The sequence below is a fragment of the Azospirillum doebereinerae genome, from assembly GCF_003989665.1.
GTDB lineage: Bacteria > Pseudomonadota > Alphaproteobacteria > Azospirillales > Azospirillaceae > Azospirillum > Azospirillum doebereinerae.
Genome location: NZ_RZIJ01000007.1, coordinates 113249 through 130005 on the forward strand (window position 1 = coordinate 113249; position 16757 = coordinate 130005).

A 16757-nucleotide genomic window follows, 5' to 3' on the forward strand; every position below is an offset into this window, starting at 1 on the left:
CGCTTGACGAGAAAAACTAGCGCGCCGCCTTCGGCAAACAGGCGAAGGCGGCCAAGGGTTCGGCGATGTCCGCGCGGGGCAGGGCGCGGGCGAAGCCTTCGATCCGGTCGTAGGCCTCGGCCGGCACCCCGGTTTCGCCCCCGATGCGGCGGACCAGCGCGGCGACCTCGTCCCAGGAGAAGGAGAAATCGTCGGTTGTCATGTCCTGCCGCCGGGTCAGGACCGTGCCGTCCTCCAGCGTCGCCTCGATGGCGCAGCACAGGCGGGCGACGCTCTTGTCCGCGATCAGATCGACGCGGGTGACCAGGGCGTTGACCGCCGCGTCGTCGTAGCGGGTCATCGTCCGCATGGTCGGCACGCCGCGCAGCAGCGTCAGCGCGATGCAGAACGGGATGCTCATCAGCGTGCCGGAAATGCTGGCGAACGGCCCCTTGAAATCCATCCCGGCGTAGCCGGTCTCGAAGGGGTTCATGCGCACGGTCACGGCGCGGACGGCGCGGCCTGCCAACTCGTCCCGCAGGGCCAAGGCGGCGGTGACCGGCGTCTGGTTGAAGGCGCAGACCGGGTAGGGCTTGAAAGTGACGCGGCGGATCGACCAGACCGTTCCAAGCTTTGCGCTCAGCGCCGCCACGTCGCAGCCGGTGCGGGCGAAGGCGCGGACGAAGCCGGTCCGCCCCTCGAACGCTCGTGGGGCGGAGACGGAGCCGTTCGCCGCCAACTGCGCCGCCGTCAGCCCGTTGACGGCGGCGACGCCGACCTGATAGCGCCACTCGTCGGTGCCGTCGTCGAAGGATTGCAGGAGCCCGCCGGTGAAGGACGCGGCGTTGGCGAGCGCCGCCGCGATGCGGTCCTCGGGCAGATCCAGCAGATAGGCCGCCGCCGCCGCCGCCGCGACGGTGCCGTAGAGCGGCGAGGCGCGCAGCCCGGCCGGCGTGGTCAGCGGCGAATAGGCGGTTTCCAGCAGCCCGCCGGCCTCGTAGCCGGCGACCAAGGCCGGCAGCAGGCGCTCCACCGGCCCCTCTCCGGCCTCGACCATGGCGGTCAGCAGCGGGATCAGGATCGCGCCGATGTGGGCGGCGCCGCAGGTGTCCTCCTGGGCGCGGCCGTGGAACAGCGCCGACCCGGCCAAGGCCGCGCCGGGCACGCTGGTGAGGCGTCCATCGCCCAGCATGGTGGCGCCGTCGTGCCGCTCGCCGTGCAAGGCCAGCGCCGCCGCCCGCGCCACCGGAGCGTAGGGCGTGTCGTGCCCGCCGAGCGCGATGCCGTAGCCGTTCAGCAGGCAGACCCGCGCCTTCTCCACCACGTCGGGCGGCAGGCCGTCCAGGGTCAGACCGGCGACGAAACGGGCGATGGCGGAGGCCAGGGTGTCGGGAGCGGTCACGGCGTGTCCTCCTGCGAGGCGGGGATGAGTTCGTCGCGCAGGATCCGCTTCAGCACCTTGCCGGACGGGTTGCGCGGCAGGGCCTCGCGGACCAGCAGGCGCTTGGGGACCTTGAAGCTGGCGAGGTGTTGGCGGCAGTGGCGGTCCAGCGCCTCGGCGTCCAGGCTCTCGCCCTCCTTCAGGACGACCACGGCGGCGGGCACCTCGCCCCAGCGCTCGTCGGGGACGGCGATGACGGCGACCTCGACGACCTGCGGCAGCAGGAAAATGACGCGCTCGATCTCCGAGGAGGCGATGTTCTCGCCGCCGCTGATGATCATGTCCTTCTTGCGGTCGGTCAGGAACAGGAAGCCGTCCGCATCCAGATAGCCGACGTCGCCGGTGCGGAACCAGTCGCCGAAGAAGCTGCGCGCGGTCTTTTCCGGATCCTTCCAGTAGCCCTTGGTGATCTTCGGGCCGCGCAGGCAGATTTCGCCCGCCTCGCCAGGAGGAAGCGCGGTGCCGGCTTCGTCGCGGATCGTGATCTCGACATGGGCGAGCGCCCGGCCGGTCGAGCCGATCTTCTCGATCTCGCGGCCGGCCTCCATCAGGGTGTCGCCGCTGCAGCTCTCGGTCAGGCCGTAGCCGTCGACGTAACGCGCGTTGGCGAACAGGCCGGTGAAGTCGCGGATGCGCTGTTCGGGGGTGCGCTCGCCGCCGCCGACCGCCCATTTCAGGCTGGAGACGTCGTAGCGCCCGCGCTCCGGATGGGACAGCACGCGGCCGACCATGACGGGGGCGAACCACGCGCCGGTCAGCTTTTCCCGCTCGATGGCGGCCAGCACGGCGTCGGGGTCGAAGTCGCGCAGGACGCAGATCATGCCGCCCTGCCACAGCACCGCCACGCCCGGCAGGTCGAAGGCGCCGACATGGTACATCGGCCCGACCGCCAGCAGCCGGTCCTGCGCCGACAGCCCCAGCGCCGTCACGTGGTCCATGCATTTCCAATAGAAGTTCTCGTAGGAATGCATGACCCCCTTGGGGTGGTCGGTGGTGCCCGAGGTGTACATCAGCCGGAACAGATCCTGCGTGCCGCGCACCCGCATCGGCGGCATCGGACCCGCGGTTCCGGCAAGGACGCGCCCGTCCGACTGGGCCGCCGTATCCACCAGCACGGCGCGCGGGTCGCCCTCCACCGCCGCCGCCAGTTCGGTGTCGGCGAAGACCAGCACCGCCCCGGCGTTGCCGGTGATGAAGGACACCTCGGCGGCGGCCAGCCGGTAGTTGATCGGCAGGAACACCGCGCCGATGTGGCTGGCCGCGAAGGCGATCTCCAGGAAGGCCGCGCTGTTCTTCATCAGCACCGCCACCACCTCGCCCTCGCGCACGCCGCGTCCGTGCAGGAAGCCGGCCATGCGTTCGATGCGGTCGAGGAACCCGGCGTAGGTGATCCGCTGGTCGCCGTAGACCAGCGCCAGCCGGTCCGGCGTGCGCAGCGCGTGGAAGCGGATGAAGGCGCTGAGATTCACCACGTTGTCACCCTCCCTCGGAATCTGTGCGTCCGGCGTTGTCCGCCGGCTTCGCTCAATAGGATTTCGGCATGCCGAGATCGTGCATGGCGATGAAGTTCAGCACCATCTCTTCCGACACCGGCGCGAAGCGGAACAGCCGCGCGTCGCGCCACAGCCGCTCGACGTGGTATTCCTTGGCGTAGCCCATGCCGCCCATCGCCTGCATCGAGCGCTCGATGGCCTGTCCGGCGGCTTGCGCGGCGATCAGCTTGGCGATGTTGGCCTCGCTGCCGTAGGGCTGGCCCTGGTCGCACAGCGTCGCGGCCTTCAGGTTCATCAGCCGGGCGCATTGCAGCTCGGCGTGGGCCTGGGCCAGCGGGAACTGGACGCCCTGGTAGGAGGCCACCGGCTTGTCGCCGAACACCTTGCGGTCCTTGGCGTAATCGACGCCCAGCCGGATCGCCAGGGTGCCGGCGCCGACCAGACCGGCGGTGGTGACGATCCGCTCGGTGTTCAGCACGTCGAGCAGTTGGTGCCAGCCTTGGTCGAGCGTGCCGATCAACTCGTCCGGCTCGACCCGCACGTCGTCGAAAAACACCGTGCTCGACGCCAGCGTGTGGGTGCCTACCTTGTCGATGGCCTGATGGGTCAGTCCCGCGCGGTCCACGTCGATCAGGAACAGGCTGATGCCGGCGGTGCGGCGCCCAGCCTCCTCCAACCGGGTGGTGCGGGCGACGACCAGCATCTTGTGGGCGTCGGGCACGGCGGTGATCCAGATCTTCTGGCCCTTCAGGCGCCAGCCGTCGCCGTCGGCGTGGGCGAAGGTCCGGATCTCCAGGCTGTTGGAGCCGGCGTTCGGCTCGGTCAGCGCCATGCAGAAGTTCAGCTTGCCCTCGATCAGGGCGGGCAGCATCGCGTCCTTCTGCTTTTGCGTGCCGTACTTCGCCAGCGCCACGCCGCCGAAGATCGGGTTGATCATGAACAGCTGGGCGAGCGTGGCGCCGCCGCCGGCCGCCGACAGCGCCTCGATCACCAGCGCCATGTCGAGCATGCCCAGGCCCGAGCCGCCATACTCCTCGGGCAGGGAGACGCCGCCGAGGCCGGCCGCGCAGATCCCTTCCCAGGCCTCGGTGGGGAAGCTCTTCTTTGCGTCCTGCTCGCGCCAGTAGTCGAGGCCGAACTCGGCGCCGACGCGCGACGCCGTCTCGATCATCAGGCGCTGTTCTTCGGAAAGCTGGAAATCCATGGGAGTCTCTTTTCCAGGTCAGGCGGTGCGAAGCAGGCGCAACGGCCGCTCCAGCCCGGCGATGATGCGGTTGAGGAAGGCCAGCGCGGCGACGCCGTCGAACAGCCGGTGGTCGGCCGACAGGACGAGGCCGAGTTCACGTTTCAGCACCGGGGCGCCCGACTCGTCGGGGCGGAACACCGACCGGACGCTGCCGACGCCGAGGATGCTCGACTGGCCGGGGTTGATGATCGAGGTCATGAAGGTGACGTTGTGCATGCCGGCGTTCGACACGGTGATGGCGCCGCCCTCGAAATCCTCCGCGCTCAGCCGGCCATTGCGGGCGCGCTCGGTCAGCGCCGCCGCGTCGCGCGCCAGCCGGTCGAGCGGCAGACGGGCCCCCCCCCGCAGCACCGGGGCGACCAGCCCGCGCGGGGTGTCCACCGCCATGCCGATGTCGCCCCGGCCGAGCGACAGGATCTCGCCGCCGGGGGTGGAATCGTCCCACACGCGGTCCACATCCGGCGTCGCGGCGAGCGCCCGGCCGACGGCGGCCAGCACAAGATGGGTCATCGAGACGCGGGGGCTGCCCGGTTCGGCGTCGGCGTTCAGCTTTTCGCGCAGGGCCATCAACTCCGACACCTCGGCCTCGGCGGCGAGGTAGAAATGCGGCACGTCGCGCTTGGCGGCGGTCAGGCGGCGGGCGATGGTCGCCTGCATGGTGGTGGGCTTCGAGCGCTCGCCCGCCAGTGCGGCGACGGGGGAGAGGGCCGGTTCCGACACCGGGGCCGGCGTGGATACCGGTCGCTGCGCCGCCGCCTCGACGTCGGCCATCTTGATGCGGCCGCGTGGGCCGCTGCCGGTGAGGGTCGTGAGATCGACGCCGAGATCCTGGGCGCGGCGGCGGGCCAGCGGCGTCGAGAGGACGCGCTCGCCGTCGCGGAGCGGGGCGGGCAGGGGGCCGGTCTTCGGAGCGGCCTTCGCGGGTGGCGCGGGAGCTTCGACCGCCGGCGAGGCCGTGCCGTTCACCGGCGCGGGTGCCGCGCCCGAGCCGTCCGCCGACCAGCGGGCGATGGGGGTGCCGACCGCCACCGTCTCGCCGACGGGGATGGTGGTTTCGATCAGCACGCCGTCGCTGTCGGCCTCGACCTCCGAGGCGATCTTGTCGGTTTCGACCACGACCAGCACGTCGCCGGTCTTGAAGGGCTGGCCGGGAGACACCCGCCATTCGGCGAGCACCCCCTCGGTCATCGTCAGCCCCAGCTTGGGCATCACCAGATCACGGACCATCGGTCAGCGCCCCGTGAAGGCGGCCTTGCGCTTCTCCAGGAAGGCGCGGCACCCCTCGTGCGAATCCTCGGTGTCGAGCACCAGCCCGATCATCGCCTGCTCGTAGGCCAGCGCCGCGCCCAGCGGCATCTCCGCGCCGTGGCGCAGCGTGCGCTTGATCATCTTGAGGATCAGCGGCGACTTGGCGGCGATCTTGGTGGCGGTTGCCATCGCTTCGGCCATCAGATCGGCCTTGGGCACGGCGCGGTTGATCAGGCCCCAGGCCACGGCCTCGGCGGCGGTGAATTGGTCGCCGGTGAAGACCAGCTCACGCGCCCGGCAGGACGGGATCTGGCGCAGGATGCGCTGGGTACCGCCGGCGCCGGGGAACAGGCCGAGGTTGATCTCGGGCAGGCCGAACTTGGCGGTCTCGGCGGCGATGCGGACGTCGAGCGACAGCAGCAGTTCCGTCCCGCCGCCCAACGCCCAGCCGTTGACGGCGGCGACGGTCGGCTTGTCGCAGGTCTCGAAGCGGCGGAACACCCGGTGGATGACCTCGGCGAAGTCCAGGTAATGGGCCAGCCCCTGGCGGCTGTCGAGGTCGGCGATGTCGCCGCCGGCCACGAAAGCGCGTTCCCCGGCCCCGGTCACGACGATGACGTGGACGCCGTCGTCGGCCTCCAGTTCGGTCAGCGCCCGTTCCAGTTCCAGCAGCGTCGGGATGTTCAGCGCGTTGAGCGTGTCCGGGCGGTTGATGGTGATGGTCCCCACGGCGCCGTCGCGGGTCGTCAGGATGGCGGTGTTGTCGGTCATGATGGTCGTTTCCTCCCGTGGGGCCGTCAGGCGAGCGTGTCCTTGACCGCCGCGACGATCCGGTCGGCGTCGGGCAGATAGGCCGCTTCGAGCGATTTCGCGAAGGGGATGGGCATGAAGGGCGCGCCCACGCGCAGCACCGGGGCGTCCAACTCGTCGAACAGGTCCGACGCGATGCGCGCGGCGATCTCCGCGCCGACGCCGAAGGCCTGCACCGCCTCGTGCGCGATCACCACCCGGTGGGTCTTGGCGACCGAGGCGAAGACGGCCTCCTCGTCCCAGGGCTGGATCCAGCGCAGGTCGACGATCTCCGCCTCGACGCCGTCCTGCGCCAGCCGGTCGGCGGCGGCGCGGGCGGCGTAGAGCGTGGCGCCGTAGGTGACGATGGTGGCGTGGCGGCCCGGCCGGTCGATCCTGGCCTTGCCGATGCCGCGCGGGGCGTCGACGTCGAGGTCGCCCTGGAGCGCGTAGAGCGCCTTGTTCTCGACGAACACCACCGGGTCGGGCGCCTCGATGGACGCGCGCAGCAGGGAATAGGCGTCGGCGACGGTGGCCGGGCAGACGACGCGCAGGCCGGGGATGTGGGCGAACCACGCCTCCAGGCATTGCGAATGCTGCGGCCCGGCGTTCAGGCCCCCGCCGTGCGGCGTGCGCAGCACCATCGGCACGCTGCACTGCCCGCCGAACATGAAGCGCGCCTTGGCCGCCTGATTGACGACGGCGTCCATGGCGAGCGCCACGAAATCCATGAACATGATCTCGACCACCGGCCGCATCCCGGTCAGCGCGGCGCCGACGGCGGCGCCGACGATGGAGGCCTCGGAGATCGGCGTGTCGCGCACCCGCTCCGGCCCGTGGGTGTCGAGCAGACCACGGGTCGCCTTGAACGGACCGCCGGCGGCGGCGACGTCCTCGCCGAAGAGCATCACCGAGGGGTCCGCCGCCATCGCGTCGGACAGGGCCTGGGCGATGGCGTTCACATAGCGCAACGGCTTCGACATGAGACTTCAGGCCCCGGCGGTGAGCGTGGTTGGCGTGTAGACGTCGCGGAAGGCGGCATCGAAGTCGGGCAGGGCGTCGGCGCGGGCGGCCTCCAGCGCGACGGCGATGTCGGAATCCACCGAGGCGACCAGGGCGGCCAGATCCTGTTCCTCGATCCCGGCGGCGAGCAGCGCCTCGGCGGAGCGGCGCAGCGGGTCGTTCTCCGGCAGGCCGGCGATCTCGTCGGCGTTGCGGTAGCGCTGCGGGTCGCCCTCGAAATGGCCGTGCCAGCGGGTGGTGATGCATTCCAGAATGCGCGGGCCATCGCTGCGCGCGGCCTCCACCACCTCGGTCGCGGCCTGCGCCACGGCGGCGAGGTCGTTGCCATCGACTTGGCGGTGCGGGATGCCGAAGGCGGCGCCGAGCTTGTCGAGCGTCGCGGCGAACTGGCGCGAGGTCGGCGAGAATTCCGACCAGCCGTTGTTCTCGCAGACGAAGACCATTGGCAGCCGCCACAGCGCCGCCATGTTCAGGCATTCGTGCAGCGCGCCCTCCGCCATGGCGCCGTCGCCGAAGAAGGCGACCGCGACGCCGCCGCTGCGCCGCGTCTGGTGGGCCAGCGCGCTGCCGGTGGCGAGCGGCAGCCCGGCGCCGACGATGCCGTTGGCCCCCAGCACGCCGAGCGTCAGGTCGGCGACGTGCATGGAGCCGCCGCGCCCGCCGCAGATGCCGCCGGCCCGCCCCATGATCTCCTTGAAGAAGAGGTCGAGCGCCACGCCGCGCGCCAGCACATGGCCGTGGCCGCGATGGGTGGTGGCGAAGGTGTCCTGGGGGGCCAGCGCCCCGATCACCCCGGCGGCCACGGCTTCCTGCCCGACGCTGAGGTGGATGAAGCCGGGGATCTCGCTGTCGGCGAACAGCTTGGACAGGGTGGTCTCGGTTGCGCGGATCAACTGCATGGTGCGGTGGAGCGCCAGCAGCCGGTCGGGCGGGAAGGGGTCGTTGCGTGGGGCGGATGACGGCATGGGTGCCTCCCTTCGCGTCTTGTCGCGGAGATGCTCCGCTTGTTGAGCAAACAATGAACTACGATTCATGTTTCAGTCAAGCGGCTGTTTTTAGGAGCTTGCGATTGCCCCTCCCCAACCCTCCCCCGCTGCGCGGGAGAGGGGGATGTGCAGGCTGCTGATCCTTATAGAGACTGTGTTTTGCGAAGTTGCGGCAGTTCCCTCTCCCGCGCGGCGGGGGAGGGTGAGGGAGGGGGCAGCCGCAAATTCTTCAATTATGCCGTTGCACCCACAGTTCGCCCAAGATACATTCTCCATGAAAAATGACTCATAGTTCATTTCTGGGAGGAAGGACCGCCATGCACCGCCGTTCCGTCATCGGCCTGATCGGGGCCGCCGCCCTGACCGCCACCATCGCCCTCTCGGTCGGCACCGCCGCCGCGCAGGACAGCATCAAGATCGGCATGACCTCGGCCCTCACCGGCCCCTACAACGAATACGGCGAGGGCGGGCGGCGCGGCGTCGAGCTCGCCATCGAAAAGTGGAACGCCAAGGGTGGCATCAACGGGAAGAAGGTCGAGCTGGCGATGCTGCTCGACGACCAGCTCGTTCCCGACCGCGCGGTGCAGAACATGCGCCGCCTGCTCGACAACAAGGATCTGGTCGGCATCATCGGTCCGGCTGGCAGCGGCCCAACCCTGGCGGTGATCGAGATGGCCGCCGCCGACGGGCGCCCCTACATGAACCCGGTGGCGCAGACCCCGACCGTCACCTACCCGACGCCCGGCAAGCCGCGCCCGAACGTCTTCTCCTTCGCGCTCCAGAACGACGTCGAATCGACGGTGCTCGCCCGCTACGTCGCCAAGCATTTCAAGATGCCCGGCCTGGTCCACGAATCCACCGCCTACGGCATGTCCGGCGCGGACATGATCGACAAGGAACTGGTGGCGGCCGGGTCGATCGCCCCGGTGGCGGTCGAATCCTACAACCAGCGCACCCAGGACGTGACGGCGCAGATCGCCCGCCTGCAACGGGCCGGGGCCGACGTTGTGGTCTGCGTCGGGCTGGGCGCCGATCTGGCGGTGATCCGCCGCACCATGGCGCGGCTGAACTACAAGGTGCCGCTGGTGGCCTCGAACGGCGCGCTGTCGATCCCCTATCAGGAGGCGGCTGGCGATCTGGTGGTCGGCACGCGCGGGTCGATGGTCTACGTCTTCGGCGAGGACACGCTGAACCCGGCGGCGCAGGGCTTCGCCGACGCCTACAAGGCGAAATACGGCGCCGACCGCTGGTGGGGCAACGACCCGCAGCGCCCGCAGATCTTCATGTCGCTGTCGGTCAGCAACGCCTACGACGCCGCCGACGTGCTGTTCGAGGGCATCAAGCGCGCCAACTCGACCGACCCCAAGGCCATCGCCACGGCCATCGAGGGCATCCAGGGCCTGCGCGGGGTAAACGCGACCTACAGCTTCTCCCCCGCCAAGCACCACGCCATCGCGCCCGAGGACGTGGCGATGTTCGAGTACGCCAAGGCCGCCGACAAGATCGCGCTGAAGATCGTCAAGGAGTGACGGGGTTTCCCTCTCCCGCCCCCCGGGAGAGGGAAGGGGCCCGCCGCGCAGCGGTGGGAAGGGTGAGGGGCTATCGGAACATGGATTCAGTCCCACGCCCGATAGACCCTCACCCTCCCCATGCTGCCGCATGGGTCCCCTCCCTCTCCCGGGGCGGGAGAGGGACAGACAAGGACGACGCCATGCATTTCGTGCTGCAACTCATCTTCTCCGGGGTCTGCGTCGGCGCGGTCTACGCGCTCATCGCCATGGGGCTGTCGCTGACCTTCTGGACCACGCGCACGCTGAATTTCGGTCAGGGGTCGCTGCTGATGACCGCCTCGGTCGCCACGGTGGCGCTGCTGGGGGCGGGGATGCCGATCGCGTTCGCGGTGCTGCTCGGCGTGCTGCTGGCCGGCGGGCTGATGATCGTGGCGGAGCGGATCGCCATCCGCCCGCTGCTCAAGGCCGGCGACAGCATGGGCTGGGTGGTCTCGACGCTTGGGCTGGGAATCTTCCTCCAGGGCTTCGTCTCGACCGTCTTCGGCTCGCAGGCCATCGCCTTTCCCTCGCTGGTCTTCGACAGCCTGGACTTCGTCGATCTGGCCGGTGTCCAGGTGTCCTCGCAGTACCTCGCGGTGCTGGGCCTGTCGCTGACGCTGATGGTGGCGATGGAGCTGTTCCTGCGCCGCTCGGCCTGGGGACGCGCGGTGCGGGCGGTGTCGCACGACGCCGACGCGGCGGCGCTGGCCGGCATCCCGGTGCGCCGGGTGATCGTGCTGTCCTTCGTCGCCAGCGGCGTGCTGGCCGGCATCGCCGGGGTGATGGTCGCCCAGATCACCGGCACGGTCGATCCCGGCTTCGGCTTCAACCTGATGGTGCTGGGCTTCGTCGCGGCGGTGTTCGGCGGCATGGGCAACACGGCCGGCGCGCTGGTCGGCGGGGTGTCGCTCGGCGTCATCGAGAAGCTGGTCGGCGGCTACGTCTCCACCGCGGCCGAACATGGGATGGCCTTCGCCATCCTGATGGTGATCCTCGCCATCCGCCCGCAGGGCCTGTTCGGCCGCAAGGAATTCACGAAAGTGTAAGGCGCCAGCGATGCGGAACTCCCTCACGTTTCTCACCCGGACTCCGGTGGTCGCGGCGCTGCTCGTGGCGCTCGGCGTCGCGGCGGAATTCGCCAGCGGCTCCACCGTGCAGATCTGGTCCTTCCTTCTGGTCAACGTCCTGCTGGCCCAGAGCATCAACGTGCTGACCGGCGTCGCCGGTCAGATCTCGCTGGGGCATGCGGGCTTTCTCGGCATCGGCGCCTATGGCTCCGCCCTGCTGATGAAGAATCTCGGGCTTCCCCTACCGCTGGCGCTGGTCGCCGGGGCGGTGATGGGCGGGGCCGGCGGCTGGCTGCTGTCCTTCGCCGCCGGGCGGGTGCGCGAGTTCTACCTCGCCATGATGACGCTCGGCTTCGGCATGATCTTCTACGAGGTGGTGCGCGAGTGGACCTCGCTGACCGGCGGCGTCGTGGGCTTGAGCGGCGTGCCGTCGCCAAGCTTGCGCACGCTGATGCTGTTCGGCTGGCGGATCGACCCGGTCGCCTATTTCCAGATCACGCTGGCGGTGGTCGCCGGGGTGGTGTGGCTGCTGCGGAACTTCATCACCAGCCCCTACGGCCGCGCCTTCTTCGCCATCCACGTCAGCGAGGTCGCCGCCGGCAGCATCGGCGTCCCCCGCGCGGCGACCAAGCGCAACGCCTACACCCTCAGCGCGGCGCTGGCGGGATTGGCGGGCGGCTTCTACGCGCATCTCGTCGGCTATCTGGGGCCGGAGACCTTTGGCCTGCACCGTTCGGTCGAGGCGCTGGTGATGGCGGTGGTCGGCGGGCTCGGCACGCTGACCGGGCCGGTGCTGGGCGCCATCGTCTTCACCTACCTGCCGGAAAAGCTCCAGGTCTTCGCCGAGTACCAGTTCATGGTCTACGGCCTGATCCTGCTGCTGTCCTTCGTGCTGCTGCCGCGCGGTCTGGCCGGTCTGCTGCTGCCGCGCCCGCGCTTCTCCAAGGACGTGGAGGCGCTGCCGCCCCCGCCGCCGGTCCCTTACACCGCGACCGGAACCGGCCCGCTGTTGAGCGCCGAGGGCGTGTCCATCAGCTTCCTCGGTCTGCGCGCGCTGGACAACGCGTCGGTGACGCTGGGGGCCGGCGAGATCCTCGGGCTGGTCGGGCCGAACGGCTCGGGCAAGAGCACGCTGGTCAACATCATCAGCGGCATCTACCGGCCGGGCGACGGCGTCGTGCGCTTCGACGACGGCACCCTCACCGGGTTGCCGGACCACGCGGTGGCGCGGCGCGGCGTGCTGCGGACCTTCCAGGATCCGCGTCTGGTGCCGTCCTTCACGGTGCGGGAGAACGTGCTGCTCGGCGGGCACCGGCTCTACCAACAGAACCCGCTGGCGGCGGCGCTGAACCTGCCGGGCGCGCTGCGCGAGGACGCCGAAATGCTGGGCCGGGCCGAAGCGATCCTGGCGATGGCCGGGCTGTCGCACCTCGCCGACACGCCGGTGCGCGATCTGCCCTACGGCGACCAGCGCATGACCGAACTGTCGCGCGTGATCCTGGCGAACCCGCGCCTCGTCATGCTCGACGAGCCCGCCGCCGGCTTGTCGGAAGGCGAGTTGCACAAGCTGGGCGGGCTGATTCGCCACCTCAAGGCGCAGGGCGTCGGCGTGATCCTGATCGAGCACCACATGGACTTCCTCAACGAACTGGTCGACCGCGTCGTCGTGCTGGACAGCGGGAAGGTCATCTACCAGGGCGGCATGGCCGGCATGTACCGCGACCCGGCCGTGGTCGCCGCCTATCTCGGCACCGAAACCCATCCGGGGGAGAGCGTTCATGCCTGACCAGACAGGCTTGGAAATCCAGGGCCTCGAAGTCCGTTACGGCCCGGTCCAGGCGGTGCGCGGCGTCTCGCTGCGGGCCGAGCCGGGGACCATCACCGCGATCCTCGGCGCCAACGGGGCCGGCAAATCCTCGCTGATGAAGGCGATCTCCGGGCTGGCCCCGGCCTCGGCCGGCCGCATCACGCTCGACGGCGAGGACATCACCAAACTGTCCCCGCACGAGCGGGCGCGGCGCGGCCTGTCCCACGCGCTGGAGGGGCGCCGGCTGTTCCACCGCATGTCGGTGGAGGAGAATTTGCGGGTCGCCTGGGATTTCCGCAACCGGGGCGGCGGCTTCAAGACGGTGGCCGACCGGGTCTACGAGCAGTTCCCGATGCTGACGGCGCGGCGCAACACCCCCGCCGGCATGCTGTCGGGCGGGCAGCAGCAGATGGTGATCCTGTCGGCGGCGCTGATCCACGAGCCGCGCTACCTCCTGCTCGACGAGCCGTCGCTGGGGCTGGCGCCGGTCATCGTGCAGCAGATCTTCGGCTTCATCGAATCGGTCTGCCGCGAGCGCCGGACCACGATCATCCTGTGCGAGCAGGTGGCGGCCATCGCGCTGCGCGTGGCGCACGCCGGCTGCGTTCTGCGGCGCGGGCAGGTGGTGCGCAGCGGGGAGGCCGCCGCGCTCGCCGCCGATCCGACGCTGTCGGCGGCTTATCTGGGCGGATGAGTGAGGGCAATCGGTCTACACTGAAGCCAACAAAAACCGGGGAGGAAACGGCCATGCAATCGGGCGTCTACGAGTTCCTGGCGCAGGACCGCGTCATCTATGGCCGTCCGGCGGCCGAGGCCGTGGCGGAGACCGCCGCCCGACTGGGCAAGAGCCGCCTGCTGATCGTGGCGAGCCGAACCCTGAGCCGCTCGACCGGCGTGGTCTCCGCCATCCGCGACGCGCTGGGCACCCGTTGCATCGGGGTGTTCGATTCCTGCGTCGAGCATGTGCCCCGCGCCTCCGTCCTCGCCTTGACGGACGAGGTGCGGCGGCTTGAGCCGGACCTGATCGTCACGGTCGGCGGCGGCACGCCGATGGACACGGTGAAGGTGGCGCTGGTGGCGCTGGCCGAGGGCATCCGGGACGAAGCCGGCTTCGACACCGTGCGCATTCGCGTCGCCGAGGACGGCAGCCGCATCGTCCCGGCGGTGAAGGACCCGCCGCTGCGTCAGATCATCGTGCCGACCACCCTGTCGGGGGCCGAGTTCTCCAACCTCGGCGGCGCCACCGACGTGACACGCCGGGTGAAGGACCTCTACACCGGTCGGCACATCGGCGGTCAGGTGGTCATCCTCGACCCTGCCGTGACAATCCACACGCCGGACCGGCTGTGGCTGTCCACCGGCATCCGTGCCGTCGACCACGCGGTGGAGACGGTGTGTTCGCGCAAGCCGCAGCCCTTCACCGACGCGACGTGCCTGCACGGGCTGGGCATGCTGGCGCGCTCCCTGCGCGTCAACCAAGCCGAGCCGGGCAACCTCGAAGCCCGGTTGGACAGCCAGCTCGGCGTCTGGCTGGCCTCGACCGGGCTGGGTCGGGTGGAATGGGGAGCCAGCCACGGCATCGGCCATCAGCTGGGCGCGGTCGCCAACGTGCCGCACGGCCATTGCTCCTGCGTCATGCTGCCCAGCGTGCTGCGCTGGAACCATCCGGTGAACGCCGAGCGTCAGGCGCTGGTGGCGCGGGCCTTGGGGCGCGAGGACGGCAACGCGGCGGCGGCGGTCGCCAGTCTGGTGCGCGACCTGGGGCAGCCGGGCAGCCTGCGCGCGGTTGGGGTGACGCGCGAGCATTTCGCCGCCATCGCCGCCGGGGCCATGCAGAACATGATGGTGCGCAGCAACCCGCGCCCGATCACCGGCGAGGCCGACATCCGGGAAATCTTGGAACTGGCTTGGTAAACAGCCCGCCTCCCTGTCTCTTCGGTCGGTACGTGATGCGAAAGGCCCCGCCTGCCCGGCGGGGCCTTTCGTCGTTTTGGGACCAGCCTTGTGAAATGACTATGGGGGTATGCGTTTCAAGCAATCCTCAAAACAAACTATTTGTTTGACTACCAAACTATGAGCAATCACAATCTTCATAGAAAATAGAATTCTCTATAGAGATTGGAAGCGCGCCATGCACGCAGACGATCGGGACCGGGACATTTCGACGCTCAATGCCGGCAAACCGGTCGGCGCGGTGGTCAGTGCGCTGGCGATCCTGCGCTATCTGGCGTCCCAGGACGGCGCCGTGTCGAGCATCCAGACCGCCCGCGCGCTGGGGCTGAACCCCAGCACCTGCTTCAACATCCTCAAGACCCTGGTCGCCGAGCGCGTCGTCCAGTTCGAGGAGGCCGGCAAGGCCTACCGGCTGGGCGCCGGGCTGGTGGAACTGGCGGGCAGCGCCCTTGATCAGGTCGGCTACACCCGGCTGATCCACCCGGAGCTGGAGCGGCTGGCCCAGGCGTGGCAGACGCCGATGACGGCATGGCTGCGGGTCAGCGACGCCCGCGTCATGCTGGTGGACCGGGCGGAGACGACCTCGACCATCCAGATCCACATGCGCATCGGCCACCGCCTGCCGCTGCTGGTCGGCGCGCTCGGCCGCTGCATGGCGGCGCACGCCGGCTTTTCGCCCGACACGATGAAGCGTCAGTACGCCGCCATCCGTCAGGACAACCCGCCCCCCTTCGAGCAGTTCCTGGCCGAGGTGGAGGAGGCGCGCGTCGCCGGTTACGCGGTGGACCGCGACGGCTTCACGCGTGGCGTGACGACGGTGTCCAGCCCGATCCTCGACGCCGGGGGCACGCCGTTCCTGGCGCTGTCGGCGGTCGGGCTGACCGCGCAGTTCTCCGACGAGCGGGTTGCGGCGATGGCCGCCGACCTGCGCGACACCACGCGGCGGATCGGCCGGCAGTTGGCCGGGACCTTTCGCGCCTCCTCTCCCCCTCACCACCAGCGGGAGAACGCCCGATGAAGCCGGTCATCGCCGGGGTCGCCGATACCGCCGTCGGCCGGCTGGAGGGCGTCAGCTGCATGGCGCTCCACGCCGAGGCGGCGGCCGCCGCGCTGGCCGACGCGAATCTCCGGCCGAGCGACGTCGACGGCGTGCTCTGCGCCTATTCGCTGGCCGAGCCGCATCTGATGCTGTCGTCGGTCTTCAACGAGTATTTCGGCATCGCGCCGTCCTACAGCGCCGCCGTCCAGGCCGGCGGGGCGACCGCCTGCGCGCTGGTGATGCAGGCCGCCGCCTTGGTGCGGGCGGGGATCTGCCGCAACGTGCTGGCGGTCTGCGCCGACAACCGGCTGAGTGGGCTGGGGCGGGGCGGGGCCGTCGCTGCGCTGGCCGAGGTCGGGCACCCACAGTTCGAACGCCCCTACGGGATGTCCATCCCGGCGGCCTACGCGCTGGTCGCCCGGCGCTGGATGCACGAGCGCGGCACCGCCCCCGACGACTTCGCCCGGCAGCTCGCCGCCATTGCCGTCACCCAGCGCGGCCACGCCCACCGCCATCCCAACGCCCAGGCCCGCGACCCGCTGACCATGGAGCAGGCGCTGTCCGCCCGCATGATCGCAGACCCGTTGCGCCTGTTCGATTGCTGCCTCGTGTCGGACGGTGGGGCCGCCGTCGTGGTCAGCGCCGTCGATGCCGCCGCCGACCGCAGCGACCGTGCGGTGTCGATCCTCGGCTACGGGCAGATGAACACGCACGAGCACGTCTTCGCCATGCCGTCGCTGACCGATTTCGGTTGCCGGCAATCGGCGGCGCAGGCCTTCGCCATGGCTGGGCTAACGCCGTCCGACATCGACGTGGCCGAGATCTACGACAGCTTCACCATCACCCTGCTGGCCGAGCTGGAATCCATCGGCTTCTTCCCGAAGGGGGAGGCCGGTCCGGCGATCCTCGACGGCGCGCTGGATCTGGACGGAACCCTGCCCTGCAACACCCATGGCGGGCTGCTGTCCTACGCCCATTCCGGCGCCGCCGGGGGCATGTTCCACATCGTCGAGGCGGTGCGGCAACTGCGCGGCGAGGCCGACCGGCGTCAGGTGGCGGGGGCGGAAACCGCCTTCGTCCATGGCGACGGCGGCATCCTGTCGGCGCATTGCTCGCTGATCCTGGGGAGGGCGTAA

Annotated in this window: 14 protein-coding genes; 7 read left to right on the top strand and 7 right to left on the bottom strand. The window is 70.1% G+C overall.

Annotation, left to right across the window (positions count from 1 at the left end):
* Window positions 1-16: 16 nt before the first annotated feature.
* Genes EJ913_RS11080 through EJ913_RS11110 form a run of 7 tightly spaced genes read right to left on the bottom strand, consistent with a single transcriptional unit; the run spans window position 17 to window position 8184 of the window.
* Complete coding sequence (locus EJ913_RS11080; RefSeq protein ID WP_126997725.1) at window positions 17-1381, bottom strand: MmgE/PrpD family protein; 1365 nt, start codon at window positions 1379-1381, stop codon at window positions 17-19.
* On the bottom strand, window positions 1378-2892 hold the full coding sequence (locus EJ913_RS11085; RefSeq protein WP_126997727.1) for an AMP-binding protein: 1515 nt from the start codon (window positions 2890-2892) through the stop codon (window positions 1378-1380). The genes EJ913_RS11080 and EJ913_RS11085 overlap by 4 nt, the downstream gene beginning before the upstream one ends.
* A gap of 52 nt (window positions 2893-2944) precedes the next feature.
* Complete coding sequence (locus tag EJ913_RS11090; protein ID WP_126997729.1) at window positions 2945-4117, bottom strand: acyl-CoA dehydrogenase family protein; 1173 nt, start codon at window positions 4115-4117, stop codon at window positions 2945-2947.
* Between the two features lie 18 nt (window positions 4118-4135).
* Complete coding sequence (locus EJ913_RS11095) at window positions 4136-5386, bottom strand: dihydrolipoamide acetyltransferase family protein (protein WP_126997731.1); 1251 nt, start codon at window positions 5384-5386, stop codon at window positions 4136-4138.
* 3 nt (window positions 5387-5389) lie between these two features.
* Window positions 5390-6178: an enoyl-CoA hydratase/isomerase family protein gene (locus tag EJ913_RS11100; RefSeq protein ID WP_126997733.1), complete on the bottom strand. Its 789-nt coding sequence runs from the start codon at window positions 6176-6178 to the stop codon at window positions 5390-5392.
* Between the two features lie 26 nt (window positions 6179-6204).
* Entirely contained in the window at window positions 6205-7179 is a 975-nt protein-coding gene (locus tag EJ913_RS11105) for an alpha-ketoacid dehydrogenase subunit beta (RefSeq protein WP_126997735.1), read from the bottom strand.
* A gap of 6 nt (window positions 7180-7185) precedes the next feature.
* Complete coding sequence (locus EJ913_RS11110; protein ID WP_126997737.1) at window positions 7186-8184, bottom strand: thiamine pyrophosphate-dependent dehydrogenase E1 component subunit alpha; 999 nt, start codon at window positions 8182-8184, stop codon at window positions 7186-7188.
* A 338-nt stretch (window positions 8185-8522) separates the two neighbouring features.
* On the opposite strand from EJ913_RS11110, the gene EJ913_RS11115 reads away from it, so the two are divergent.
* The 7 genes from EJ913_RS11115 to EJ913_RS11145 all read left to right on the top strand — a co-directional run bounded on the left by EJ913_RS11115 (window position 8523) and on the right by EJ913_RS11145 (window position 16757).
* A complete protein-coding gene (locus EJ913_RS11115; protein WP_126997739.1) occupies window positions 8523-9734 on the top strand; it encodes an ABC transporter substrate-binding protein in 1212 nt (403 codons plus the stop codon).
* 182 nt (window positions 9735-9916) lie between these two features.
* Window positions 9917-10801 (top strand): branched-chain amino acid ABC transporter permease, encoded by an 885-nt coding sequence (locus EJ913_RS11120; RefSeq protein ID WP_126997741.1) that lies wholly within the window; start codon window positions 9917-9919, stop codon window positions 10799-10801.
* Window positions 10802-10811: 10 nt separating this feature from the next.
* On the top strand, window positions 10812-12608 hold the full coding sequence (locus tag EJ913_RS11125; RefSeq protein ID WP_126997743.1) for a branched-chain amino acid ABC transporter ATP-binding protein/permease: 1797 nt from the start codon (window positions 10812-10814) through the stop codon (window positions 12606-12608).
* Window positions 12601-13323 carry an ABC transporter ATP-binding protein gene (locus EJ913_RS11130; RefSeq protein WP_126997745.1) on the top strand — a complete coding sequence of 241 codons (723 nt, stop codon included), beginning with the start codon at window positions 12601-12603 and terminating at the stop codon, window positions 13321-13323. Before EJ913_RS11125 ends, EJ913_RS11130 begins: the two co-directional genes overlap by 8 nt.
* 53 nt (window positions 13324-13376) lie before the next feature.
* Window positions 13377-14543 carry an iron-containing alcohol dehydrogenase gene (locus EJ913_RS11135; RefSeq protein ID WP_126997747.1) on the top strand — a complete coding sequence of 389 codons (1167 nt, stop codon included), beginning with the start codon at window positions 13377-13379 and terminating at the stop codon, window positions 14541-14543.
* A gap of 217 nt (window positions 14544-14760) precedes the next feature.
* A complete protein-coding gene (locus EJ913_RS11140) occupies window positions 14761-15600 on the top strand; it encodes an IclR family transcriptional regulator (protein ID WP_126997749.1) in 840 nt (279 codons plus the stop codon).
* Window positions 15597-16757, top strand: a complete 1161-nt coding sequence (locus EJ913_RS11145; RefSeq protein ID WP_185909748.1) for a thiolase family protein — start codon at window positions 15597-15599, stop codon at window positions 16755-16757. The genes EJ913_RS11140 and EJ913_RS11145 overlap by 4 nt, the downstream gene beginning before the upstream one ends.